Here is a 23,762-nt window from a genome sequence, read left to right on the forward strand (position 1 = left end):
GCATTACCTATGACTCTTGATATATCAAAGTACCCAACTCTTGCTTTGGCTGATAAGCCAGAGGATTTGCGTCTACTTCCAAAAGAGACGCTGACACAGCTTTGTGATGAATTACGTACCTATCTTCTTAACTCAGTGAGCCAGTCAAGTGGTCACTTAGCGTCAGGCTTAGGTACTGTAGAGCTGACAGTTGCTCTGCACTATGTGTACAACACGCCTTTTGACCAGTTGGTTTGGGATGTTGGCCACCAAGCATACCCACACAAAATTCTTACAGGTCGTCGCGACCGCTTGTCGACTATCCGTCAAAAAGATGGACTGCACCCATTCCCATGGCGTCAAGAGAGCGAATACGACACCCTTTCTGTTGGTCACTCTTCAACGTCGATCAGTGCTGCACTTGGTATGGCTATCAGTGCGAAGAAAGAAGGCAAGAACCGTAAAGTCGTGAGTGTGATTGGTGATGGCGCGATTACTGCGGGTATGGCATTTGAAGCCATGAACCACGCGGGCGATATTCACAATGACATGCTGGTTATCCTGAACGATAACGAGATGTCGATCTCTGAAAACGTAGGTGCGCTAAACAACCACCTAGCTCAAGTTCTTTCTGGCAGTCTTTACACGTCAATTCGTGAGGGCGGCAAGAAAGTGCTATCAGGCGTTCCGCCGATTAAAGAGCTGGTTCGTCGTACAGAAGAACATCTAAAAGGCATGGTAGTCCCTGGCACCATGTTCGAAGAGTTAGGCTTTAACTACATTGGCCCAATTGATGGTCACGATGTCAATGAGCTGATTAAAACGCTTAAGAACATGAGAGACCTTAAAGGCCCTCAGTTCCTGCATATCATGACTAAGAAAGGCAAAGGCTACGAGCCAGCTGAGAAAGATCCAATCGGTTACCACGGCGTACCGAAATTCGATCCAGCACACTCAAGTCTGCCTAAGAGCACCAGCTCTAAACCAACTTTCTCAAAGATTTTTGGCGACTTCCTGTGTGATATGGCCGCGCAAGATCCTAAGCTGATGGCGATCACGCCTGCAATGCGTGAAGGCTCTGGCATGGTGCGTTTCTCGAAAGAGTACCCAGAACAATACTTCGATGTAGCGATTGCTGAGCAGCATGCTGTGACGCTAGCAACGGGTATGGCGATCGCAGGTGACAAGCCGATTGTCGCTATCTACTCGACGTTCCTACAACGTGGTTACGATCAACTGATCCACGATGTGGCTATCATGGACTTACCGGTCATGTTTGCTATTGACCGTGCAGGTCTTGTCGGCGCAGATGGTCAAACACACCAAGGTGCGTTCGACTTAAGCTTTATGCGTTGTATTCCAAACATGGTGATCATGGCGCCAAGCGACGAAAACGAATGTCGCCAAATGCTTTACACAGGCCACCAGCACACTGGTCCAAGTGCCGTTCGTTACCCTCGTGGTAATGGCATGGGTACAGAGATTCAAAGTGAGTTTACTGCGCTAGAGATTGGTAAAGGCCGTATAGTTCGCGAAAGCGAACAGGCAAAAGATGGCTCGAAAGTCGCTATCTTAAGCTTCGGTACTTTCCTTGAGAGTGCACTTCAAGCCGCTGACGCTATCGATGCAACTGTTGCAGATATGCGCTTTGTGAAGCCACTCGATGAAGCTCTAATCAAACAGCTTGCTGCTGACCACGATGTTCTGGTAACTATCGAAGAGAATGCGATTGCAGGTGGTGCGGGCGCAGGTGTGATTGAGTTCTTGATGCAAGAGAAACTACTGATGCCAGTATTGAACCTTGGCCTACCAGACAAGTTCATTGCTCAAGGTACTCAAGGCGAACTGCATGAAGAGCTTGGTTTGGATGCGAAAGGCATTGAGAAGTCTATCTCTAACTACCTTGCTAAGTAGTCTTAATACGTAAGCTCGTAAGCTCGTAAGCTCGTAAGCAATAAAAACAAAAAAGGTTGGCCCTAGGGTCAACCTTTTTTGTATCAATTAGTTAGTTTGGTGTATCGACAGCGAAACCTTAGCCCTTCAGCTAACTCACACTAACCAACCAGCGAAATGTGCCACGGCATACAACGAAATAGCCGCCATAATACCCGCTACAATATCGTCAATCATGATACCCAAGCCGCCGTGAATTCGCGCATCTAGCCAACCAATCGGCCAAGGTTTTACCATGTCAAAGAAGCGGAAAAGCACAAAACCAGTCAGAAGCCATTTCCAGTCATCGGCAGGGATATTCAGCATAGGCACTAAGCTCATGGTGATCCAAAAGCCCGCAAACTCATCCCAAACGATAGAACCGTGGTCATGCACGCCCATATCATCAGACGTTACTTGGCAGATCTTAATACCAATAATGCAGCTTACCACCACCACGGCAACGTAAGCAGGAAACGGTAACTGAACCAACAACAGGTACAACGGAATAGACGCGAGCGTGCCCATTGTGCCGGGAATAATAGGCGATAAGCCACTACCAAAACCCGTTGCCAAGAAGTGCCAAGGGTTTTTAAGAGAAATAAGAGAAAGTGGGTTTGTCATCAATTAACCTTAAAGTGATCGTAACCAGTTAAGTTCCAGCTTAGTGGTTCACCATTATTGTGTAATTCAAAATATTCTACAGGTCTTATCTGGCCAATGCAGGTGACTTTTGTACCAGTGTGTGACAAAGCACTTTCCAACGACCCTTTATTCTCTTCTGGTACAGTAAAGCACAGTTCGTACTCTTCACCACTGGTCAGCGCATACTGCTGAGCTGAAATGATATCAGGAGCGAACTGACGTAACTCTGCAGAGATAGGCAGCGTGCTTACATCAATACTCGCGCCAACTTGAGAACGCTTAAGGATATGTTTTAAATCAGCAATAACGCCATCAGAGATATCAATCGCCGATGAAGCAAGGTTCACTAGAGCCTGACCCGCTAACACTCGTGGAGCGCTCACATAATGTCTCTCTTCAAGCTCAGCAGCATAGGGCTTCGCTCTGTTCTGCTCAGGGTTAAGTAACACTTCTAAGCCAGCTTTGCTGTCACCTAGATTACCTGTTACGTAAATCCAGTCGCCCACTTTCGCGCCATCTCTGCGCAGCGCTCGTCCTTCAGGAACAAAGCCCTGTACCGTCAGTGTCAGGCTTAGTGGGCCTTTGGTGGTGTCACCACCAATTAACTGAATACCAAAGTAGTCTGCGAGTTTAAAAAAGGAGTCACAGAAAGGAGCAAGCCATGCTTCATCGATTTCAGGCATGGTTAAAGCAAATGACACCCAAGCCGGCGTCGCGCCCATAGCGGCAAGATCACTGATATTGGAAGCCAACGCCTTGTGCGCCACCCAAGCTGGATTTGCCTCAGCTAAGAAATGGGTACCCGCCACTAAGGTGTCCGTGCTGATCGCTATCTCAACATTGCCCGGCGCTTTGACCAAAGCACAATCATCGCCAGCAGCCAGAAGAACGTCTTTACGTTGTGGTTGTCGATTTACAAAATATTTTTCAATCAGGTTAAATTCGCCAGACATCACATGCCCTATCTTTAGTCTCATAAAAATCGCCGTAATCATGGATATTACAGAAATTTAGTTACAAAAAAGGCCAGCATAAAAGCTGACCTTTAGATTCAATATACGAACGTCTTATTTCTTACGAACGTGCGGTGCAGCTTTATCAAGCACACCGTTAACAAACTTATGGCTGTCTTCTGCTGCAAATACTTTTGCAAGCTCGATAGCTTCGTTGATAACCACTTTGTATGGTACATCTTCGCGACGAGTCATCTCGTACATAGCTAAACGTAGAAGCGCTAGTTCCATCAGATCCAGATCTTGCATAGGGCGAGATACGAATGGACGAAGCTTGCTATCAAGTTCCATGTGGCTAAGAGCAACACCAGTTAGTAGGTCGCGGAAGTATGCAACGTCTGTTTCTGGCATAGCAAGAGCAGGCTCTGCAGCATGATGCTCTTCTTCATCATACTTACCACCAGATAAGAACTGTTCTTCAACGGTAGCAATATTTTCTTTAGTAATTTGCCAAGAATAAATTGCTTGTAGAGCAAATTGACGTGCGTTACGACGTGCGGCTGGTTTCACACTGGCCCCCATTAGGAATCGATTTCAGAAAGAACGTTGATCATCTCAAGTGCGCTAAGTGCTGCTTCTGCACCCTTATTACCAGCCTTGGTTCCTGCGCGTTCAATAGCTTGATCGATCGTATCAACAGTAAGAACACCAAACGCTACTGGAAGAGAATATTCCAGAGACACTTGTGCCAAACCTTTATTACATTCACTACAAACATAGTCAAAGTGAGGTGTACCGCCACGAATTACTGTACCAAGAGATACAATCGCATCGAACTTACCTGTTTTTGCAACGCGCTGCGCTACAAGTGGAAGTTCTACTGCACCAGGGCAACGAACAACAGTGATGTTGTCTTCGCTTACTTGTCCATGACGCTTTAAAGTATCGATTGCACCAGAAAGTAAACTTTCGTTAATAAAACTGTTGAAACGAGCAATAACGATAGCAATTTTTGCATTTGGCGCTGGGAAGCCACCCTCGATCACTTTCATAAGCCTTCCTTTAACTATTTTCATCAAGTGAGAATCGCCGGATTCTAGCACAAAACTGTGAGCAATATCTAATGGTAATTTAGAAGAACAGACACCGGCAATGTAAAGATGATAATGCAGCGCTGATCCCAAGCATATAGGAACAGCGAGGAGCCAAGTTTGTGTATTGAACACGTTTTGAGTCGAACTTGGCTACTTTGCTCTTTTGGCAAGATCTATCACCAAAAGAGTCACTGAAATCATCGGTAAATTATGTCGCTACAAACGGAGAAACGTCTGCTCGCTGACGCATGATTTATTCGCAAACGTACTCAACAACGTTAAGACCAAAACCACCCAATGCGTGGTAACGCTTAGAGCTTGAAGAAAGCAGACGCATATCGTGCACGCCTAGGTCTTGAAGAATCTGAGAACCGACACCAACACGACGCGAGGTACCCTGCTTCTTCGCCATGGTTGGCTGCTCGTTCTTGTCTTGCGCTTCGAATGTCTTCACTTTGTGAATCAAAGAATCAGAAGACTCTTCGTTGCCAAGAATAACCAACACACCGCCTTCGTCGCCAATGCGCTTCATCGCTTTATCTAGCGACCAGCTACGCTCCGTACCACGGTCTGAATGAAGCAGATCAGTGAACGTGTCATGCAGGTGAACACGTACCAAAGGAGCACCTTCAGATAGGTCGCCTTTTTGCATCGCGTAGTGGATCTGGTTATCAATTGTATCGCGGTAAGTCACCAGCTCGAAATCACCAAATTCAGTTGGTAAATGGCATTGTGCTACACGCTCAATCGTTGTTTCTGTATTGTTGCGGTATTCAATCAAGTCAGCAATCGTGCCTAGCTTGATGTCGTGTTTTTCAGCAAACACTTCAAGGTCAGGGCGACGAGCCATGGTGCCGTCGTCATTTAGGATCTCAACGATAACAGATGCTGGCTCACAGCCTGCTAGACGAGCTAAATCACAACCTGCTTCTGTGTGTCCTGCGCGAGTCAGAACACCGCCATCTTGCGCTGTCAGTGGGAAAATATGACCAGGTTGAACAAGATCAGCCGCTTTCGCGTCTTTCGCCACTGCCGCTTGAACCGTCACTGCACGGTCTGATGCAGAGATACCCGTAGTTACACCCTCAGCCGCTTCAATCGAAACCGTAAAGTTGGTGGTGTATTGTGCATTGTTGTCTTGAACCATAGGCGCTAGACCCATACGGCTTGAACGCTCTTTGGTTAGCGTTAGACAGATTAAACCGCGGCCATACATAGCCATGAAGTTAATCGCTTCTGGCGTCACATGTTCTGCTGCCATGATCAGATCGCCTTCATTCTCGCGATCTTCATCATCCATCAGGATAACCATTTTTCCTAGGCGAATGTCTTCAATAATTTCTTGAGGAGTACTAATTGGCATTGTTCTATATCCTTTGAAATGGTTCTGCTTCCTAGAACCGACACTATTTAAACCTGATGATATTGCTTCGCTTTACAAAGTCTCGCTTTACGCACTTTGTATCAACGGCTAGGCAAAACCATTCTGCTGTAAGAATTCCATCGTTAATCGAGATTCAGGCTCAGACTCTTGTTGCTGACCTTGCAGTAAACGCTCCATGTAACGCGCTAATACATCAACTTCTAGATTCACTTTACGACCGACATTGAATTGGTCGATGGTGGTTTCTGAAGAAGTGTGAGGAACGATAGTCAGCTTGAATGCGTTCTTGCGTAAATCGTTCACAGTCAGGCTGATGCCATCGACCGTTACTGAACCTTTTTGAGCCACGTATTTTGAGATTTCTGCTGGCATTTCTACCCAGAATTCAATCGCACGACCGACTTGATTACGTTCAACAATCTCACCCACGCCATCCACGTGACCAGACACGATGTGTCCACCGAAACGCGTGGTTGGTAACATTGCTTTCTCAAGGTTAACTTTATCGCCTGCTTGGTAATCGACAAAACCCGTCTTTTTCAGGGTCTCAAGCGAAAGGTCTGCACTGTAGCTGTGGTCGTTAAATTCAACCACAGTCAAACACACACCATTGGTTGCGATACTGTCGCCTAACTGAACGTCAGCCATATCAAGCTTGCCAACGTTAACCGTTACGGTGATGTCTTCTCCGCGGGGAGTGATTGCACTCAATGTACCTACGGCTTCTACAATTCCTGTAAACATTTTAAAACTCTTTTTGTTGTCAACGACACGTATGCAGTTGGAGTAACTATTTCCACTATGGTTGCGTTACTATCAGTTTCGAAATACGGGTTTCGCAACGATGCGAATATCCACACCAACCTGTCGAACATCTTTAATTTCTAGGTCAATAACGTCAGACATTGAAGTGAGCCCTAATGCGCCCATCAAACCTCGTCCGTCACTGCCCATAAGTTTAGGTGCTAAATAGAGGATTAGCTCATCCACCAGTTGTTCTTCAATCAAGCTTTTTGCCAATGTTGCGCCCGCTTCGACCCAAATATGGTCGATATGATTGGCAGGTAATTGACGCATCAGATCGTGCAAATCGAGCTGACCTGCATCTGTGGTTGCGACTTCAATATCAGCAGATGCTTCGGCAACTCTCAACACGGATGTTGGAGTCTGGAATAACTTGAGTTCAGGACGCAGTTGGTTTTGACGATCAAGAATCACGCGAATCGGCTGACGCAGCTCGTCTTCAGCGTAGTGAGCTTTGATGCTGCTTGGCAACTCTGCCCAACGAACATTCAACGACGCGTTGTCTTCAATCACCGTCTGGCTAGTTGATAACACAGCGCCTGATTTTGCTCGGTAGTTCTGAACATCACGACGCGCTTCTGGCGATGTGATCCACTGGCTTTGACCATTTTCCAATGCCGTTTGCCCATCAAGGCTAGCGGCCATCTTTAGCTGAACGAATGGCATGCCAGTTTGCATACGCTTGATAAATGCAGGGTTCAAGTCGAGAGCGTCTTGCTCTAGCAAACCGATTTCAACCTCAATACCCGCATCGCGTAGCATTTTAATACCACGACCTGCGACTTTTGGGTTTGGGTCCTGCATTGCGCAAATCACTTTAGCTACTTGAGCCTTAATCAAACCTTCTGCACAAGGCGGCGTTCGACCGTAATGAGAACAAGGCTCTAGCGTGACATAAGCCGTCGCACCTTTTGCTTTGTCACCCGCCATTCGCATGGCATGTACTTCAGCATGAGGCTCACCGGCTTTCGCGTGAAAACCTTCGCCAACGATCTGACCATCAGTTTGTACAATGACACAACCCACATTCGGGTTTGGTGCAGTAGTGTAAATGCCGCGTTTTGCTAACTGAATAGCACGCGACATCATTTGAAAATCTAGGGGAGTAAAGTTTGACATGATTGAGGAGTTAATCCTCTAATTTAGCGATTTCTTCGCCAAACTCTCGGATGTCTTCAAAGCTGCGGTAAACAGAGGCAAAACGAATGTACGCCACTTTATCCAATTCTTTCAATTGGCCCATCACAAGATTACCAATCATCTCGCTTGGTACTTCACGCTCACCAGTTGCACGGAGTTGTGACTTAATCGTACTGATCGCAAGTTCAATCGCATCAGCACTCACTGGGCGTTTTTCTAGGGCGCGCTGTACACCACCCACCATTTTATCTTCATTAAATGGTTCGCGGTTTCCATTCGACTTTATGACCTTAGGCATCACAAGTTCTGCCGATTCGAACGTAGTAAAACGTTCACTACATGCAAGGCATTGACGGCGACGACGAACCTGATGGCCATCGGCTACCAGTCTTGAATCGATTACTTTAGTGTCGTTCTCTGAACAAAAAGGACAATGCATATCACCTCCAAATAATTGAATATCAGTGTAACGGAATTGCCAAACGTTAGGAAAGAAAAAGGGCCAATTAAGGCCCTTTTGTGTGGTGATTCATTGATTATTGCTACTCGATCGCCATTTCAAAAATGAGCTGAGGAGTAAAATTAACGACCAGCGTTAACCGCGAACTAAATAGTTCGCTTTACCTACCCATTTGTAGCTTGTCAGCTCTTCTAAGCCCATTGGGCCGCGAGCATGCAATTTCTGAGTAGACACGGCGACTTCAGCGCCTAAACCAAATTGTGCGCCATCAGTAAAACGTGTTGATGCATTCACATAAACCGCTGCAGAACCAACAGAGTTAATGAAACGCTCTGAGCTCTCTAGGCTATTGGTCATGATCGCATCTGAGTGACTCGCGTTGTGTACACGCATGTGGTCAATCGCTTCTGCCACATCCGCTACCACTTTCACGCCTAGCGTGTAGCTTAGCCATTCAGTGTCAAAGTCGCCTTCAACCGCATCACGTTGGTCTTCAAAACCCGCTAGCAGTGATTTTGCACTGGTATCAGCAACCAAGGTAACCTTGCCTGCTAAACGCTGTTTCAGCTTAATTAGGAAAGCTTCAGCAACCGCTTCATGCACTAGCAGTGTATCTAACGAGTTACACGCTGATGGGCGCTGAACTTTAGAGTTTTCGACAACATCTACCGACTTTTCAAGGTCCGCACTTTCATCAACGAAGATATGGCTGATACCAAAGCCGCCAATGATAACTGGGATGGTGCTGTTCTCTTTACACATCTTATGCAAGCCAGCGCCGCCACGAGGAATGATCATATCCACGTAGTCGTCCAGTTTAAGCAGTTGAGAAACTAATTCACGATCAGGCTTCTCGATGTACTGAACAGAAGCCGCTGGAAGCTCCGCTTTCTCTAATGCAGACTGGATAACCTTAACCAGTTCCATATTCGAGAAGAACGTCTCTTTACCACCACGTAGAATGCTTGCGTTACCTGTCTTCAGACACAGAGCTGCAATATCAATAGTTACGTTCGGACGCGCTTCGTAGATGACACCCACCACACCAAGTGGCACACGGCGGCGAGACAGTGACATACCGTTTTCCAGTACCTTACTGTCGATTTCGCTGCCTACAGGGTCGTTCAGGCTGATCACGTTACGCACATCATTAGCGATACCGGTTAAGCGCTCTTCATTAAGAAGTAGACGATCAAGCAGTGCATCAGTTAGACCGGCTTCACGGCCAAGTTCGATATCTTTCGCATTCGCTTCTAAAATCGTTGCTGCGTTTGCTTCTAGCTCATCAGCGATGATCGCCAATGCTTTATTCTTTTGCGCCGTAGATGCGGTCGCTAGGTGGAAAGCAGCGTCTTTTGCTGCGATACCCATGTTAGTTAAATCCACGTTTAACTCTCCCTAAATTCTGTCTGTCTTTGGATGCAAAAAGGCGATTCGCCTCATCATCACGAGCTATTCTTGGATCACAACTAGGTCATCACGGTGAATGACTTCTGACCCATAATCGTATCCAAGAATGTCGCCAATATCTTTACTGTGCTTGCCTGCAATTTTTGCTAGGTCTTGGCTTGAATAACTGGCGATACCACGCGCAATTACTTTGCCTTTGCTGTCTGTGACTTGGGTGACTTCACCACGAGAGAATTCGCCTTTAACTCGAACAACCCCTTTCGCCAACAAGCTGCTGCCTTTGGTGTTGACTGCGTTTACTGCACCGTCGTCAACCACGATGTCACCAACTGAAGCAGGGCCCGCTAAAATCCAGCGTTTACGGTTTTCAAGCGCTTCCGCTAAAGGCAAGAAACGTGTGCCTTGTGGGTTATCACTCAGTGAGTCAAACACCACATTTTCAGCACTGCCCGCAGCAATAATCACTTCGATACCTGCACGACGAGCAATATCAGCTGCCTGCAGTTTTGTTGCCATGCCGCCGGTACCTAACGTCGTACCGCTACCGCCTGCGATCTTACGCAGCGTGTCATCAATGGTTTTCACTTCTTTGATGAGCTCAGCATTTGGGTCTTTACGAGGGTCAGCTGTAAACAGGCCTTTTTGGTCTGTTAGTAGCAAAAGCTTATCAGCACCGCACAAAATACCCACTAAGGCCGACAAGTTATCATTGTCGCCTACTTTAATTTCGTTGGTTGCTACTGCGTCGTTTTCGTTTACTACCGGAATAATATCGTGCTCAACCAGTGCGTTGATCGTGTCACGTGCATTAAGAAAACGCTCGCGATCATCGAGATCAGCACGAGTCAGTAGCATCTGGCCAATCTTAAGGCCATAGATAGCAAACAAAGACTCCCAAACTTGAATCAACTGGCTTTGCCCAACTGCCGCAAGCAACTGTTTGCTCGCCATTGAGTTGGGAAGTGCGGGGTAACCAAGGTGTTCACGTCCTGCTGCAATTGCGCCAGACGAAACCATAACCACAGAGTGGCCTTGTTTTTTTAATTCAGCACATTGACGAACCAGCTCAACCATATGAGCGCGGTCTAATGCCAATGTTCCACCAGTTAAGACACTGGTACCCAGTTTAACAACGACAGTTTTACGCTGTGTTGTTGTCCCGCTTTGATGATTTGTTGTCATGAAGTCTTTTATGGATAAAACAAATAAGAGGTGATGTTTTAGCAATCAAAAGGGGAATTCACAAGCAGAAAAGGTGCGAAATCGCACCTTTTTGCTTTATATAGAAGAGTAACCTTTAAAATTAGACGAATTCGACAGACTCTTCGTCTAATTGGATACTGATTTCAAACTTACTTTGAAGTTCATCAACCAATTTTTTGTGGAAGGCTTCTTGAGTTCGAGATACCTCAGCGACCGCCTTTTTAGGTAACGGCAAAGAATCCCAGTTACCATCGATGTTGTACTTGCCGATATTGTACTTCGCCGAATATCCCTCTTCCGACTTATCCAATTCCAGCCACCAGCCCCAGAACTCGCGTTCTTCTGGTGATTTTTTATCGTTCACACATACAGACAAGCAATCAAAGATATAGTGGCCTTCTTCTGATTGCGGTTCCCTTAAGTAAGGCCCGATCGCCTTTAAAACATTCAACAAGCGGTAATGCGTAGGTTGTTGTGTCACTTCTGACATATTGAATCTCCATTTTCAATGTTAAGAATGACGTTACTCAGACTGTTATACGTAGAAACTACGCATTTGGATTTTATAAATTATCTCTGAGTATCAGGTACTTAGTTTGTACACTTTTCATGCTTAACTAATTTAGGAGAAATGTCATCTAAATAATTCATCCTCAAGCCACTTTATCGCCAATTCGAGGGATTGCTCATAACCTTGTGTAATTGACTTAGCTTTGATTTTCTTCGCTTTTCCGTAATCACTGTAAATAGCAACCAGTTGATTATCCATTGGCGGTGAAACCGGGTCACCTTCCAGAGCCAATGCCAAGATAGGAACGCTGGTTTTACTGTTTGACAGCAAACCTTGTACCTTGAGTGACCACGCCATCAACTGCCCAGAAAGGCTATTGATATCGACCGCCCCTTTACCAAGGCGCGAAGCCAACACATCTAGATGCATCTTAGGCATCTGTTTCAGTTTGTCTGCATGAACGAAGATGTCGTGAATTGGCGCGCCTAAAGAGATACACGCTTTAATCTTATGTTGCTCGAGGAAAGATAATCTCACCATCGCATTGCCACCGAAGCGGAAACCAAACAAGCCGACTTTGTGGTGATCGACCCATGGGATGTTAGGCAATTCATTCAGCACTGCTTGGTGAAGACAAGATGAGTCTTCTGTTAACGGCCAATGTGCACTGTGCCCTATCGATGGCATGTCTACCGTTAGCATGGAAATGTTCTTTGGTGCTAAGTAATCCCTAAACAAGCGCCACATATCCGTTTGCAAGCTATCTAGACCTGCGCTGACAATCACAACCGGTTGTGGTTTGTCTGTCTTGGTTAGGTGCAAGTTCGCTTTGATCTTCTTGTTTTGGTATGGAATATCAATCTGCTTGACGATCAACTTAGTGTGCTTGATCGCTTCAGAATAGGCTGCGTTGGCCAACACTTGAGCCTGAGCCGCCAAGTTGTCGTTCTTGAGATGTGGGTAACCCGCAATACTGAAGCACAACGATGCTGAAAATAGCTCTTCAGCCATCTCTTCACCGTTCTTCTCATTAGAACGATTTTGATGCTGCATACCCAACTTGGTCCATTCGTATGCCCAGTTACCACTTCGGTAACCCATGACCGTATCAAGCCACTCGTCGATTGTACGAGAGTTACCTGATGACGCGATGCGAGCCAATACCGCTTCTTGCTCTATTGGATTAACGCCTTGCCATACCCACTGAAGACGTCTTAGGTTTCGATACCATGATGAGTTTTGCTGTTCACGCTTCTCATCCAATAACGCTTCAGAGCTTGGCATGTATTGTGTCAACATTGAGGTCTCTTTCGCCTGCTTGTGCTTTACAAACAAAGTTTCCGAAAGGTTCGAGCTCGTTTCTTCTGGTTCAGACATTGGGATACTTAATAAGAAATGGTTGTCACTAATAATATAAAAAAAAATGACCCTATAAAGGGTCATTTCTCAAAAAACTAAGTTTACGCTTATTTTGACTTGCGATTTACTGGCTCAACGTAGCTTAGGCTAGTATCCCAAGGTTGCTCAATCCATGTGTCTTGAGCGATATCAACAATGTACTCGTCTAGCAAATCAGCACCAGATGGTTTTGCACATACAGCGATCAGTTTCGCTTTAGGGTACATTTCGCGAAGCTTACGTGCAGTGTCACCACTATCAACCAAGTCTTCAACGATTAGGAAGCCTTCGCCGTCACCTTCAGGTGCTTTAACTACTGTCATATCACGTTGGTGATCGTGGTCGTAGCTAGAAATACAAATCGTATCTACGTGACGAATACCTAGCTCACGAGCCAAGATTGCACCAGGAACCAAACCACCACGGCTTACTGCCCAGATGCCTTTCCACTGCTCTGCTGGCATTTGCTTTTCAGCAAGTTGACGGCAGTAAGTCTGCATGTTGTCCCAAGTGATAACGAATTTGTTGCTCATAGTATAAAACCTAATAATTTTGTCATGTTATTAGAGGCTATCTCAAACATAGCCTCTTCAGCGATTAAGCAGAAATCTAGACGATTAAGCGAAAATGTATTTAAGAATAAAGATAACCGACATTACCCACACAGCAGGTGAAACGTCGCGACCTTTACCACTTAGCAGCTTAATTGCAGCGTAAGCGATGAAACCTAGTGAGATACCCTCAGCGATAGAGTACGTCAACGGCATAAGCAGACATGTTACCACGACTGGTGCTGCTTCCGTAAGATCACGCCAATCAATGCCAACTAAGCCAGACATCATCAGAATTGCTACATAGAAAAGTGCACCTGATGTTGCGTAAGCCGGAATCATACCTGCAAGTGGCGAGAAGAAAAGAGCCAATAGGAATAAGATACCAACAACAACAGCAGTTAGGCCGGTACGGCCGCCTTCAGCAACACCCGCAACACTCTCAACATAAGAAGTAGTGTTTGATGTACCTAGCAGTGCACCAATAGATGTTGCTGTAGAGTCAGCAAGCAGTGCTTTGTTCAAACGAGGTAGTTTACCGTCTTCTTTGATTAGGTTTGCTTTCGTTGCAACACCAACCAGAGTACCCGCTGTATCGAACAAGTCGACGAACAAGAATGCGAATACCACTGAAATCATACCGATTTCAAATACAGCAGAGAAATCAAGCTGCATGAATGTCGGTGCAAGGCTTGGTGGTGTAGACATGATGCCGCCGTATTGAACGTCACCAATAACAATGCCAAGAGCTGTGATAGCTAGAATCGCAATCATAACTGCGCCTTTCACGCCACGGTGAACAAGAGCAATCGTTAGGAAGAAACCAAGTGAGCCTAGGATAGGAGCAATCGCGGTAATGTCGCCCAGTGAAACTTTAGTTGCTGGGTTAGAAACAACGATGCCTGCATTGCTAAGAGCAATAAACGCTAGGAAAAGACCGATACCTGCAGAGATACCAACACGCAGAGACATAGGGATCGAGTTGATAATCCATTCACGGATCTTAAAGATACTTAAGAAGATGAAGATTACGCCTGATACGAAAACCGCTGCCAGAGCAACTTGCCACGTATAACCCATACCCATTACAACAGCGTAGGTAAAGAATGCGTTCAAACCCATGCCTGGAGCTTGAGCAATTGGGTAGTTAGCAACAAAGCCCATGATGAAACAGCCAATAGCAGCCGCTAAACAGGTTGCTACAAATACAGCGCCATGGTCCATACCAGCATCAGCTAGAATCATTGGGTTTACAAAAATGATGTAAGCCATTGTTAGGAAGGTTGTTAGACCTGCGATGATTTCAGTGCGCACATTGGTGCCATTTTCACTGAGTTTGAATAGCTTTTCGAACATTATCGAATCCTATAAGGGTAAAAAGTAAACGGTTGCGTAATCGATTGGCTGTGGATTATAAAGTTATCAAATAACAAATTCCAGATAGAATTAAGGCTCTAATCGATATTTATCAGAATGCCGTATGAAACAAAGCGATTAAAAATAAAAACATTAGCGGTAAATAGTGTTTAAAAACAAACAATTAACAACATTACATTCAATGAAATTAGTTGGTTGTTTTTTCTACCATCGGTTATTTTCATTGAGAATCTAGCCAGTAAATTCTGAATTCAAACCCACAATAGTTATGTATTTTTCAACAGGATCAGTAATAAGGTGCAAATTGATATTTCGGCGTTTAAAAAACAACCACGCAGAACTGCAGGGAAAGTGACAAGCGAAAGCGGTTTGGAAAAGTAGCAGGCAAAAAAAACGCCACTCAAAACTGAGTGGCGGTAGAATCTGTCAACCAAAAGGGCTGTAAAAGAATTCCAATATATAGGGGTGAACAAAACTGTTCGAGTTACATGCTTACGGTATTAGTAACCAAAGCTTGTAGGGTATGCAAAGTTGCTAGTGTAAACAGAGCTGTTAATCCAGAACATTGCAGATGGTAAACCTTTCATAACTATCACCTTAATAAATCAATAAAAAACGAATTTGATTTCTCGGTTCCTTGGAGGCGATAAAACGGACTCATCCTTTGAGCATTTACTCTTCATCTCAGAAGTTGGTTATTAATATACCCCAAAGAAAAAAGATTACAAGTATTTTTTGCTATACGTCACACTTTTTGCCATTTGCGGTTATTTTGCAAACTTATTTTCGTAATTAAATTACAGAATAGAATTAAACAAACGTTTGCTTGCGCCATTTATAAGCATCAAGGCGCTTAGCTGTGATCAGGTGGACAAGATCGCTTTCAAAATTTGAGCTATTTGAGGTTTAGAACCGCTACTCGTCAAAACGCTCAAGTGGTATGCTGTTGCCATCAAAACAGATCCATATTTTAGATTTTTGTTCTAGGTTTTTACCCATACAAAACCTAAATATATGGTTATTAAATAAAAAAGGAGTCATCCGTGTCTGAATTCCATTCTGAGATCAGTAAATTATCCCCTGCCCCTATCTGGCAGTTCTTCGATAAGATTTGCTCAATCCCACACCCTTCTAAGCATGAAGAAGAGCTTGCTCAATACATTATTGCTTGGGCAACAGAGCAAGGCCTAGATGTACGTCGTGACACAACGGGCAACGTATTCATCAAAAAGCCTGCAACGGCGGGTATGGAAAACAAAAAAGGTGTCGTGCTACAAGCTCACATCGATATGGTTCCACAAAAGAACGAAGACACAGTTCATGACTTCGCTAAAGATCCAATCCAACCATACATTGATGGTGAGTGGGTTACAGCTAAAGGCACAACGCTTGGCGCTGACAACGGCATGGGCATGGCTTCTTGCCTAGCGGTTCTTGCTTCAAACGAAATCCAGCACGGCCCTATCGAAGTTCTACTTACAGTAGATGAAGAAGCAGGCATGACTGGTGCTTTCGGTCTTGAAGCGGGTTGGTTAGAAGGCGATATCCTTCTTAACACCGATTCGGAGCAAGAAGGCGAAGTGTACATGGGTTGTGCTGGCGGTATCGACGGCGCAATGACATTTGAAATTGCACGTAACGCGATTCCAGCTGACTTTGTAACACGTAAGCTAACGCTAAAAGGCCTAAAAGGCGGTCACTCTGGTTGTGACATCCACACAGGTCGTGCAAACGCAAACAAACTGCTTGCTCGCTTCCTAGCGGGTCACGCAAAAGAGCTAGACCTTCGCATCGTCGAATTCAAAGGTGGCAGCCTTCGTAACGCGATCCCTCGTGAAGGCTTCGTAACGGTTGCTGTTCCTGCGGCAAACCAAGAAAAACTGGCTTCACTATACAACTACTACACTGAGCTGCTTTCAACAGAGCTAGGTAAAGTAGAAGACAGCATCGTGACTTTCAATGAAGAAGCTTCTGTAGAAATGGGCGCACTTGCGTCAGCAGACCAAGCTCGCTTTATCGCGGCACTTAACGCATGTCCAAACGGCGTGATTCGTATGAGTGACGAGATTGAAGGTGTTGTGGAAACGTCTCTAAACGTAGGTGTTATCACAACAGAAGAGAACTCAATCACAGTGCTTTGCCTGATCCGCTCTCTTATCGATTCAGGTCGCTCACAAGTAGAAAGCATGCTTCACTCTGTTGCTGAACTAGCAGGCGCTAACATCGCGTTCTCTGGTGCTTACCCAGGTTGGAAACCAGACGCAGATTCAGAAATCATGCATATCTTCCGCGACATGTACGAAGGTATCTACGGTCACAAGCCAAACATCATGGTTATCCATGCTGGTCTTGAGTGTGGTCTATTCAAAGAACCTTACCCGAACATGGATATGGTTTCTTTCGGCCCAACCATCAAGTTCCCGCACTCTCCTGATGAGAAAGTGAAGATCGACACCGTTGAGCTATTCTGGAACCAAATGGTTGCATTGCTTGAAGCGATCCCAGAAAAAGCTTAATTCGATAAGCTATGTTTGTTCAGTAAATGGTGTTTTACAGTAAACACCGTTTATCGACACAAAATAAAACAGGTACTCAATGAGTACCTGTTTTTGTATCTAATCTTTGTAATCGACTATTTGTGACTAAAGAAGCAATTAAGCGCGTGAAGCCGCGTAGCTTTCTAGCTCATCAATTGAAGTTTGTGCCACAACTTCGCCATCGATGAAGTACGTCACCATCTCGCCATCACGAACACCGATTAACGTCGCACGCTCACCAGACTGGTAAGTAATGTCCATTTGGATCGTGTTTTCATCAATCTGCTGCATTTGACCTTTTTCGATCACATCTGCACTCGTGATAGGACCAACAGGCGCTTCCGTTAGAGACGGATCAAGTTGGTGGTTGATGTCTAGGTAAGTATCAGTCTTAGTATCAAAGATGTGCGGAGCACCTGTTAGTGGGTTGCTACCTGTCCAGAACTCTAGTGAGTTGAATACTAGGTAGTCGGCAGCAACCGTTAGACCGTATGCAGGTGCAAGTAGCATGTTCAAACCACCACGAGCGTAACGGTTATCAACAGCCTTGATGTTGAACTTCATTAGGTAACCCGTTACTGCGTTGCTACCAACACAGCCAGATAAAGCAACAGATACCACCGCTAGTGCTACAACTTTTGAAATTGTTTTTTTCATTTTGATCTCAATATTTGAATTTGGCCGCCAAAAAATGGCGGTGGATAATACCAACGAACTGAATGACAAATATCAGCGCTAAATCAATGTATTGTCAGAAAATTCACAATTTGAAACACCCTTCAATTAGCCAAATAAAAAACTGAAACCAATTCAGAAGCCCCTTCATAAAAAACTTTTGTCGTCACCGTAAAGCGATTGATTCGTACTAAAAATCAACGATTGCTACATTCCGTGTTAACGAATTATCACCATGTTGAGAACAACCTAAATGGCAAGACTAAAACCTAATCAACCATTCGAATTACTTGGTTATACTGTTCAGCCAGGACAGCGAATGGAGATTGAACTGCAAGCGGCTCAGCTTTACACGCATTCTCCACTTTCGATCCCGATTGAAATTATTCACGGTCGCCAAGCAGGCCCAACACTGATGGTAAATGCGGCTATCCACGGCGATGAGCTAAACGGTGTTGAAATTGCACGACAGCTGACCAATGCGATTGATCCAAAGAAACTGAAAGGGACATTAATTGTTGTGCCTATCGTTAACGTGTTTGGCTTTATCCATAAATCTCGTTACCTACCAGACCGTCGTGACCTAAACCGTTGCTTCCCTGGCAGTGAGAAAGGATCGCTAACATCACGCATCGCTTACACCTTCTTCGAGAACGTGGCAAAGCACTGTGATTACATTCTGGATCTACACACGGGCGCGATTCACCGTACCAATCTGCCACAGATTCGTGCAAACCTATCGAACCCTGAAACACTGCGCATCGCAAAAGCGTTTGCAACACCCGTGATCATTGATTCTCCACTGCGTGACGGTTCACTGCGTAGCGAAGCGGAAAAACTGGGTATTCCTGTATTAACTTACGAAGGTGGTGAAGCGCTGCGTTTTGATCACCTAGCGATTCGTGCGGGTTACCTTGGCGTGCATCAAGTGATGAAAGAAATAGGTATGCTGCGCCCTAACCGTAAGAAGTTACCAGAGCCAGTATTGAGTAAATCCACCAGCTGGATCCGCGCTGAATCAGACGGTATTTTGCGTAACATGGTAAGACTTGGCGAACAAGTTGAAGCGGGACAAACCCTTGCTTACATCAGCTCTCCATTGGGTCACCAAGAAGGCCAAGTGATCACAACCAAAGGCGGTATCGTGATTGGTCAGCAAACTCTACCTTTGGTCAACGAAGGTGATGCTGTGTTCCACATCGCTTACTTCAAGCAAGACGATGAAGAAGTCGGGCAATCAGTAGAAAGCTACATTGAAGAAGTGGCAGAAGACGATTGGCTAACTGCACTGAATAACTGATCAGACAATGCTTAAAAGTTTAAGAGCTCGACGTTAAAAGCGAGAAGCCAAAACAGTGCTCTTAAACACAATAAAACAGAACTCCACAAACTAAAAAGCCCCAATACACTTTTAACTAGAAAGAAAAAAGTTGTATCGGGGCTTTTTTTTTCACAAATCCCTTATCTTAAAATTAAGGGATCTATAAATTAGTCATGCACTGAATTACTCAGCGTCTTCTTGCTCTTCTGCACGAGCTTTAGCGCGCGCTTCACGTGCTTGCTCAGCTTTAAGCTCTTTAGTGTGACGTAGTTCGTCACGCTCTTTACGCTGCTCTGATTTACGCTCGTTACGTTCAGCTTGGTTAGCGATGAAAGATGCTAGCTCTTTCTCTGCCCACTCTTGTGCTAGAGCTTCAGTTTCGAAACCAGACTCACGCTTAGATACTGTAGTGCTGCGAGACGTTACTTGACGAGTAATCTCTGCACACCAACCGTTGCGTTTTTCTGTAAGGCGGATATCAAATTTTTTGTTCTTAGACATGTTCTATTTTTTCCTAAGGGAGATCATTAAGGGATCGGTCAACTTTGATAACTCCATCTAAGTGAGCATCTTTTAACACCATCCCTTGGTAAGCGCGGTATTAGAGCACAAATCAATGAATATTGCTGCAAATATTTGCAGCGGATCACACTCCAATGCTGCAAATCGTTTGCGCCTGATTTCAATCGGTTCATAACTCTCGGTTCACCATCAACTTCTATCCTGTTTTATCGACAACAATGAAATGGACTATGCTCAAACAGAGATAAATGAAAGAGATACCTGCTTGCTCAGGTTTATAGACTCTACAGTCTCACCTACTCCGCCCATAATTAAAATAGCTAAGGAGTTGCTATGGATAGCTTCATCAAAAATTTACCGAAAGTTGAGCTGCACTTACATATAGAAGGCACACTAGAACCAGAGCTGATGTTCCAACTCGCCAAGCGTAATAACGTGTCGATTCCTTTTGAGACCCCTGACCAAGTTCGAGACGCGTACCAGTTCCACAATCTTCAATCCTTTCTCGATATCTATTATCAAGGTGCAAACGTACTGATTCATGAACAAGATTTTTACGACCTGACGTGGGCTTATCTGTTGAAGTGCCAGCAAGATAATGTGGTGCATACTGAGATCTTTTTTGACCCTCAAACTCACACTGAACGCGGCATTGCCTTTGAAGTAATCGTAAGCGGGATCACTCGAGCTTTGAATCAAGCAGAGCAAGAACTTGGCATCAGCAGTCAACTGATCATGTGTTTTCTGCGTCACCTTGATGAAGACAGCGCTTTTGAAACACTCAAACAAGCCCTTCCTTATAAAGATAAGATCATTGCCGTTGGGTTAGATTCATCAGAACAGGGCAATCCGCCAGAGAAGTTTAAACATGTATTCCAAGAAGCGATCAACCAAGGGTTCCTGACTGTCGCACACGCCGGAGAAGAAGGCCCAGCACAAAATATCATCGACGCAGTGAGCTTGTTAGGCATTACCCGAATTGATCATGGCGTTCGCTGTGTAGAAGATGAAGAGCTAATGAAACAGCTAATAGCAAAACGCACACCTCTAACAGTCTGCCCGCTGTCGAATACCAAGCTCAAAGTGTTTGAGACCATGCAACAACACAACATCGTCGAGTTGCTGAGAAAAGGGCTGTGCGTCACCATCAATTCCGATGATCCGGCTTACTTCGGCGGCTATATGAATGATAACTTCCTCGCGGTCGCCAATGCTCACCCTGTGACCAAAAACGAATTAGCGCAGTTCAGTATTAATGCCATCGAAGCCAGTTTCATCTCGCCTCACGCCAAAGAAGATCTCATCACACAGGTACGCCAATACCTTGCTGCAAATACTTAATGAGTTATCAAGATTAAAAAAGGGAAGCTCTGAGCTTCCCTTTCTGTATCAATCGATAATTAATTGGTTTAGCCCGGGTGACCATCCACTCTTGGCGTTAACAGCATCATGCCGAACTTCCAGATAAACAGCCCGAACGCTAACGTCCATAAACCGGCACTGATGTTGACCATCTCAAATAAATACCCTGGGAAGAATGTCACACCTAAACTACGAACGAGTGCCGCAATAAAAATAGCCGAGAACGCCAAAGCCATGCTTGGCCCTTTATAGATAGCACGACCAGTATGCCCCATCGTCACGCGCGTAATCATCGCCAGAATTAACCCACTCAAGCCACCAATTGCGAACAAGTGCAGCATGTTATGACTCGCAAATGGGTTATCTAACAGACCACGTAACAACAAGCTTAGAGGGATACACAAGTAAGCCGCATGCAGTGACCACACCAAAGGCTCAGACAAGGTTGTCCAAGGCTTCCAACGGATAAAGCGGACTAACTGAGTCACGCCAGCAAACACCATTAACTCATTACCTACTTGAGCAAAGGTCAATGGGAAGAAGCTCAATACAAATAAGCCAACCAAAGGTAGATTCGCTAACCATTCCAACCAAACCAATGGCTGCGCTTTTTCAAACTCAAAACGACGCGCCGTAAAGAATGGGATCACTCGCCCACCCATCACTGATAACAGCAAGGTAAACCACCACAACATAGCCTGCCAAACTGCAGACGATGGGAATGGAGGCATCCCCTTAATGGTCGCGTAACTAGCAAAGTTCGCCACGATAGCCAATATAAACAGCGGCACAAAGAATAGATTCTTCCAGCCTTTCGACTTCACGACTCGGAAACCAATTTCGTAGGCAGCGAAGATTAAGAACAGCGCCTCAACCGACGAGATAAGCCATAACGGTGCGGGGGTCCAAAACAGAATACGAGGTGCGATCCATAAACCAACCAAGGCTGCCAATCGATAGTGCTTGGTGCCGTTGACACCCGTCCACGTTTGTACCGCCGTTAACACAAAACCAACCACTATCGCCATTGAGAAACCAAACAGCATTTCATGTACGTGCCACCACAGTGCCGGTACTTTTAGCACTTCTGGCTGACCGTTTTGGAACATGATGACCCAAGCGACAATCGCGATCACGGCATAGAGACTGCCTAAAAAGAAGAAAGGTCGAAAGCCTAAACGCAGGTAGGCTGGAATCGCGTCTTCTACACTTTTATCTGTGATATTTAACAAACTCGCTCCTAATTCTCAGATAAGCGGCCAAGGTATTACCTAAACCAAATTTGGTGTGCATCAAATCCGATGCAATATGCAGATCACATTGCATGAAACGCGCCAATTAGATAAAACCAGTAAAAACAGCGACTCACGAGATTTACCAGCCAATAAACAAGTCAAAAAAACACAACCAAAAGAGTCATAAAGACCTATAGATGTATAAATAGAAACTTACTGACTTTTGGTATCTCGCCACATATAGTAAGACTAGACTTAAATGGAACAACTCAGACAAGGAATGCGATGTATATTTTTGGTTATGGCAGTTTAATCAACTCATCTTCACGCCAGCTTACCGGTCAGACAGGGCAAGCGATCCCTGCGATTGTTCATGGCTTAATTCGCCATTGGAGCAAGATCGATGACAGCTATGTGTTATCACCTTTGATCGTCAATCTCGGCGAGGGACAAGTGAATGGTGTGTTGCTTGAGGTGGATGATATTGCACTTGCTGAGTTTGATCGCCGTGAGCGTGGTTATCACCGTATCGAATTAAAGGCCTCTCAGATAGAAAGCCAAGATGAATTCAAACAGGATCAACCGATCTGGGTTTACATCAAAGACGAGATTGAAGCACCTTGCGAAAACAGCCCTATCGTTCAAACTTATGTCGATACGGTATTAGCAGGATGTTTAGAGGTGTCTGAAAGCTTTGCGGCGCACTTTGTTAAACACACACAAGGTTGGCATCACCCATTAGAAAATGATCGCCACCAGCCTAAATACGGCAACCTTGCTGGGGTTTCCGATCACCACCACAGTGTGATTGATGGCTTGATACTGACCGTGCGCAGCTAGTTGATTTAGGTTGGTGAACACATAGGCTCACCAACCTAAAGTGAGCTTAAACGACACGAATACCTGCTGGCATCGCACGTTCAGGTGTTAGCAATACACTTTCAGATTCATCTTCCGTTTCTGCACATAGCAACATGCACTCAGAAGTGTGGCCTCTCATCTTCGCCTTCGCTAGATTGCACAAAACAACAACCTGCTTACCCATCAACTCTTCTTCTGTGTAGTAAGGGACTAGGCTGGTCACCGTTTGCAGCGTCTTATCACCAACATCCACTTGCACGATGTAGAGCTTGTCGGCGTTTTCATGACGCACAACCTCAATGATCTTACCCACGCGCATTTCTAACTTAGCAAAGTCACCATAAGAGACAGTATCCATTTCTCACTTCCTATATTGATTTGTTTTCACTCATTAAATCATTTACTAAA

The 23,762-nt window shown here is 45.1% G+C and carries 23 protein-coding genes; 5 read left to right on the forward strand and 18 right to left on the reverse strand.

What is annotated here, in order from left to right; all coding sequences use genetic code 11:
* The first annotated feature begins 9 nt into the window (after positions 1 to 9).
* On the forward strand, positions 10 to 1,893 hold the full coding sequence (dxs, locus tag HRQ85_RS14640) for a 1-deoxy-D-xylulose-5-phosphate synthase (RefSeq protein ID WP_172379928.1): 1,884 nt from the start codon (positions 10 to 12) through the stop codon (positions 1,891 to 1,893).
* Between the two features lie 135 nt (positions 1,894 to 2,028).
* On the opposite strand, the gene pgpA is transcribed toward dxs, so the two are convergent.
* From pgpA to HRQ85_RS14710, 14 genes are all read right to left on the reverse strand, one after another.
* Positions 2,029 to 2,535 carry a phosphatidylglycerophosphatase A gene (pgpA, locus tag HRQ85_RS14645; protein ID WP_017060782.1) on the reverse strand — a complete coding sequence of 169 codons (507 nt, stop codon included), beginning with the start codon at positions 2,533 to 2,535 and terminating at the stop codon, positions 2,029 to 2,031.
* Positions 2,535 to 3,509 (reverse strand): thiamine-phosphate kinase, encoded by a 975-nt coding sequence (gene thiL, locus HRQ85_RS14650; RefSeq protein ID WP_172380073.1) that lies wholly within the window; start codon positions 3,507 to 3,509, stop codon positions 2,535 to 2,537. The genes pgpA and thiL overlap by 1 nt, the downstream gene beginning before the upstream one ends.
* Positions 3,510 to 3,623: 114 nt before the next feature.
* Entirely contained in the window at positions 3,624 to 4,091 is a 468-nt protein-coding gene (nusB, locus tag HRQ85_RS14655; protein WP_004734399.1) for a transcription antitermination factor NusB, read from the reverse strand.
* On the reverse strand, positions 4,091 to 4,561 hold the full coding sequence (gene ribH, locus HRQ85_RS14660) for a 6,7-dimethyl-8-ribityllumazine synthase (protein ID WP_004741508.1): 471 nt from the start codon (positions 4,559 to 4,561) through the stop codon (positions 4,091 to 4,093). Before ribH ends, nusB begins: the two co-directional genes overlap by 1 nt.
* Before the next feature lie 295 nt (positions 4,562 to 4,856).
* Complete coding sequence (gene ribBA / locus HRQ85_RS14665) at positions 4,857 to 5,966, reverse strand: bifunctional 3,4-dihydroxy-2-butanone-4-phosphate synthase/GTP cyclohydrolase II (protein ID WP_019824919.1); 1,110 nt, start codon at positions 5,964 to 5,966, stop codon at positions 4,857 to 4,859.
* A gap of 108 nt (positions 5,967 to 6,074) precedes the next feature.
* Entirely contained in the window at positions 6,075 to 6,731 is a 657-nt protein-coding gene (locus tag HRQ85_RS14670; protein ID WP_048612249.1) for a riboflavin synthase, read from the reverse strand.
* Between the two features lie 72 nt (positions 6,732 to 6,803).
* Positions 6,804 to 7,880 (reverse strand): bifunctional diaminohydroxyphosphoribosylaminopyrimidine deaminase/5-amino-6-(5-phosphoribosylamino)uracil reductase RibD, encoded by a 1,077-nt coding sequence (gene ribD, locus HRQ85_RS14675; protein WP_172380074.1) that lies wholly within the window; start codon positions 7,878 to 7,880, stop codon positions 6,804 to 6,806.
* Between the two features lie 40 nt (positions 7,881 to 7,920).
* On the reverse strand, positions 7,921 to 8,370 hold the full coding sequence (gene nrdR, locus HRQ85_RS14680; protein ID WP_004734394.1) for a transcriptional regulator NrdR: 450 nt from the start codon (positions 8,368 to 8,370) through the stop codon (positions 7,921 to 7,923).
* 156 nt (positions 8,371 to 8,526) lie between these two features.
* Positions 8,527 to 9,777 (reverse strand): glutamate-5-semialdehyde dehydrogenase, encoded by a 1,251-nt coding sequence (locus tag HRQ85_RS14685; RefSeq protein ID WP_050711734.1) that lies wholly within the window; start codon positions 9,775 to 9,777, stop codon positions 8,527 to 8,529.
* Positions 9,778 to 9,843: 66 nt separating this feature from the next.
* Entirely contained in the window at positions 9,844 to 11,028 is a 1,185-nt protein-coding gene (gene proB, locus HRQ85_RS14690; protein WP_172379929.1) for a glutamate 5-kinase, read from the reverse strand.
* Between the two features lie 76 nt (positions 11,029 to 11,104).
* Complete coding sequence (gene crl / locus HRQ85_RS14695; protein WP_017060787.1) at positions 11,105 to 11,494, reverse strand: sigma factor-binding protein Crl; 390 nt, start codon at positions 11,492 to 11,494, stop codon at positions 11,105 to 11,107.
* A 144-nt stretch (positions 11,495 to 11,638) separates the two neighbouring features.
* Complete coding sequence (frsA, locus tag HRQ85_RS14700) at positions 11,639 to 12,892, reverse strand: esterase FrsA (RefSeq protein WP_172379930.1); 1,254 nt, start codon at positions 12,890 to 12,892, stop codon at positions 11,639 to 11,641.
* 89 nt (positions 12,893 to 12,981) lie between these two features.
* On the reverse strand, positions 12,982 to 13,446 hold the full coding sequence (tet(34), locus tag HRQ85_RS14705) for an oxytetracycline resistance phosphoribosyltransferase domain-containing protein Tet(34) (RefSeq protein ID WP_009847475.1): 465 nt from the start codon (positions 13,444 to 13,446) through the stop codon (positions 12,982 to 12,984).
* Positions 13,447 to 13,530: 84 nt separating this feature from the next.
* Complete coding sequence (locus HRQ85_RS14710) at positions 13,531 to 14,820, reverse strand: NCS2 family permease (protein ID WP_048605536.1); 1,290 nt, start codon at positions 14,818 to 14,820, stop codon at positions 13,531 to 13,533.
* 1,064 nt (positions 14,821 to 15,884) lie between these two features.
* Here HRQ85_RS14710 and HRQ85_RS14715 point away from each other — a divergent pair.
* On the forward strand, positions 15,885 to 17,357 hold the full coding sequence (locus HRQ85_RS14715; RefSeq protein WP_172379931.1) for an aminoacyl-histidine dipeptidase: 1,473 nt from the start codon (positions 15,885 to 15,887) through the stop codon (positions 17,355 to 17,357).
* A gap of 138 nt (positions 17,358 to 17,495) precedes the next feature.
* Here HRQ85_RS14715 and HRQ85_RS14720 read toward each other — a convergent pair whose 3' ends face one another.
* Positions 17,496 to 18,035 carry a DUF3332 family protein gene (locus HRQ85_RS14720; protein WP_048605541.1) on the reverse strand — a complete coding sequence of 180 codons (540 nt, stop codon included), beginning with the start codon at positions 18,033 to 18,035 and terminating at the stop codon, positions 17,496 to 17,498.
* Positions 18,036 to 18,306: 271 nt separating this feature from the next.
* Between HRQ85_RS14720 and HRQ85_RS14725 the strand changes: the two genes are divergently transcribed.
* The gene (locus HRQ85_RS14725; RefSeq protein WP_017060792.1) at positions 18,307 to 19,353 is read left to right on the forward strand and encodes a succinylglutamate desuccinylase/aspartoacylase family protein; all 1,047 of its coding nucleotides are present in this window, start codon (positions 18,307 to 18,309) and stop codon (positions 19,351 to 19,353) included.
* Between the two features lie 204 nt (positions 19,354 to 19,557).
* On the opposite strand, the gene HRQ85_RS14730 is transcribed toward HRQ85_RS14725, so the two are convergent.
* Positions 19,558 to 19,875, reverse strand: coding sequence for a DUF3622 domain-containing protein (locus tag HRQ85_RS14730; RefSeq protein WP_017056240.1), 318 nt, complete (start codon positions 19,873 to 19,875; stop codon positions 19,558 to 19,560).
* A gap of 354 nt (positions 19,876 to 20,229) precedes the next feature.
* Between HRQ85_RS14730 and HRQ85_RS14735 the strand changes: the two genes are divergently transcribed.
* A complete protein-coding gene (locus HRQ85_RS14735; protein ID WP_172379932.1) occupies positions 20,230 to 21,237 on the forward strand; it encodes an adenosine deaminase in 1,008 nt (335 codons plus the stop codon).
* Positions 21,238 to 21,305: 68 nt separating this feature from the next.
* On the opposite strand, the gene HRQ85_RS14740 is transcribed toward HRQ85_RS14735, so the two are convergent.
* Positions 21,306 to 22,490, reverse strand: coding sequence for an NnrS family protein (locus HRQ85_RS14740; protein WP_172379933.1), 1,185 nt, complete (start codon positions 22,488 to 22,490; stop codon positions 21,306 to 21,308).
* Positions 22,491 to 22,778: 288 nt separating this feature from the next.
* Here HRQ85_RS14740 and HRQ85_RS14745 point away from each other — a divergent pair, with 288 nt between their 5' ends.
* Positions 22,779 to 23,333 (forward strand): gamma-glutamylcyclotransferase family protein, encoded by a 555-nt coding sequence (locus HRQ85_RS14745; protein WP_017060795.1) that lies wholly within the window; start codon positions 22,779 to 22,781, stop codon positions 23,331 to 23,333.
* 46 nt (positions 23,334 to 23,379) lie between these two features.
* Here the strand turns inward: HRQ85_RS14745 and HRQ85_RS14750 are convergent, their stop codons facing one another.
* The gene (locus HRQ85_RS14750; RefSeq protein ID WP_017060796.1) at positions 23,380 to 23,712 is read right to left on the reverse strand and encodes a tRNA-binding protein; all 333 of its coding nucleotides are present in this window, start codon (positions 23,710 to 23,712) and stop codon (positions 23,380 to 23,382) included.
* Positions 23,713 to 23,762 lie beyond the last annotated feature (50 nt).

The sequence above is a fragment of the Vibrio sp. Vb339 genome, assembly GCF_902751245.1.
Lineage (GTDB): Bacteria > Pseudomonadota > Gammaproteobacteria > Enterobacterales > Vibrionaceae > Vibrio > Vibrio coralliirubri.